Genomic DNA, 2,092 nt, shown 5'->3' with positions numbered 1-2,092 from the left:
CTCGAGAAGGCCCGTTCGCTCCTGTCCGGCCCCACCGGGCCGGGCCAGCAGGAGCGCGCGCTGGCGCGGCTCGCGCTCGAGTGGTCGAACACGGCGGCCACGATGGGCGCCGATGCGCTCCACGCCCTGAGGCCGGCGGCCTGGGTCGCGTTGCGGGTCGGCGCCTCCGATCCGCTGGTCGAGTCCTTGTTGGCCGCGTCGTCGGTCCCGGTGCTGTGGCTCGATGCCGATCTGCGGGCCCCCGGCCTTCGCAGTGTTCCCGGTGCAGTGCAGGTGAGCGAGTGCGACGATTTCGAGGACGAGGCGCAGCGGGCGGCGGCGCAGGTGCTGGCTCATCTGGCGCAGGGCGAGCAGCCGGTGGCCCTGGTGGCCCTTGACCGCGTGCTGGTGCGTCGCGTGCGAGCGCTGCTCGAGCGGCAGCAGGTTCCGGTGAGCGATGAGACGGGCTGGAAGCTGTCGACCACCCGTGCAGGCGCCACGGTGATGGGCCTGCTGCGCGCGGTGCATCCCCGCGCAGCGACCGACGACCTGCTCGACTGGCTGGCCTCGGCGCCAGCCCCGGTGGATGGCCGTGCGGCGCTCGATGCCGCGTGGCGACGCGACGGCATCACCGCGTTGCGGCAGGTCGACGAGGCCCGCCTCGAGCCTGCTGCGCTCGCCCTTTGGCAGCAGTGGCTCGCGATCGGCGAACCCTTGAGCGCAACCCGCCGCCTGGCGCTGGGCGAATGGCTGTCCCGCCTGCGCGAGGCGCTGCTGCGCGCCGGGCTGTGGGAGGCGCTGCTGGGCGACGCGGCCGGTCGGCAAGTCATCGATGCGCTGCGGTGCCGCGCCGAGCCGCCGGCAGGCAGCGCCTGGGCGCAGCAGGCGGCGCGCGTGCGCTTCGATGCCGACGGCTTGCGCGACTGGGTCGACGGCGTGCTGGAGGCGGTTTCGTTCGAGCCGCCGTCGCCCGACCTCGGCGGTGCGGCGCCGGTGATCCTCACGCCGCTGGCGCGCGCGATGCTGCGTCCGTTCGCAGCGGTCGTGTGTCCGGGTGCGGATGCGGCGCATCTCGGCGCGCTGCCGAAGCCGCAGGCCTTGCTGGGCGACGCACTGGCGGCCGCGCTCGGCCTGCCGTCGAGCGCGCAGCGTCGCGAGCACGAGCGACGGGCCTTCGCGCAGTTGCTGAGGGTGCCGCGGCTCACGCTGCTGCACCGCCGGCGCGACGGGGCCGAGCCGCTGCAGGCCAGCCCGCTGTTGCTGCAACTGCAGTTCGACGAACGCGAGGCCGTCAGGTCGGGCGGTGAGCAGCGGACGCCCGTCGCCGTCGTGCCGCGCCCGCTCGCGCACCCCTTGCCGGTCGCGCCGGCGCTGTTGCCCGACTCGCTCAACGCCACGGCCTACGAAGCGCTGCGCGCCTGCCCCTATCGCTTCTTCGCGCAGCGCCTGCTGGGCCTGGCCGAAGCCGAGGAACTCGACGACGCCGTCGACAAGCGCGACTACGGCACCTGGCTGCATGCGGTGCTGCAGGACTTCCACCGCCAGCGGCAGCCCGGTGCGCCGCAGGACGATGCCGCCTTGCTGCTGCGCATTGCCCGCGCGCGGCAGGCGCTGCTGGCGCGAGACGATGCCGATTTCCTGCCGTTCGCCGTGTGGTTCGAGGACCTGCTGCCGCGCTACCTCGCCTGGTGGCATGCCGAAGAGGCGCTGGGCGCGAACGTGATCGATACCGAACTCGAACTGCGAGCACAGCCGCCAGCGCTGGCGGCCGCCGGCCTGCGCCTGCGCGGCACGCTGGACCGCATCGATGCCGTGCCGGGCAAGGGGGGCCACGGTGCGCACCGCATCCTCGACTACAAGACCTCCAGCGAGACCACCCTGCGCGAGCGCCTGCGGCAGCCGCTCGAGGACACCCAGCTGCCGTTCTACGCCGCGCTGCTGGACGCGTCGCGCGGCGTCCCGCCAGGCGACGTGCAGGCCGCCTACCTGTCGCTCGACGGGCGCGAGGGCGTGAAGCTGCTGGCGCATCCCGACGTGGCCGCCAGCGCCGCGACGCTGCTCGAAGGCATCGCGGCCGACTTCACGCGCCTGCAGGCCGGCGCGCCGATGCCGG

Annotated in this window: 1 protein-coding gene; it reads left to right on the top strand. The window is 74.3% G+C overall.

What is annotated here, in order from left to right; genetic code table 11:
• The coding region (locus tag Y694_RS21470) for a PD-(D/E)XK nuclease family protein (RefSeq protein WP_036236522.1) at positions 1–2,092 on the top strand (2,092 nt) is incomplete at both ends.

The organism is Methylibium sp. T29-B (assembly GCF_000576225.1).
Classification (GTDB): Bacteria; Pseudomonadota; Gammaproteobacteria; order Burkholderiales; family Burkholderiaceae_C; genus Methylibium; species Methylibium petroleiphilum.
This window is presented reverse-complemented; position numbering and strand designations above follow the sequence as displayed.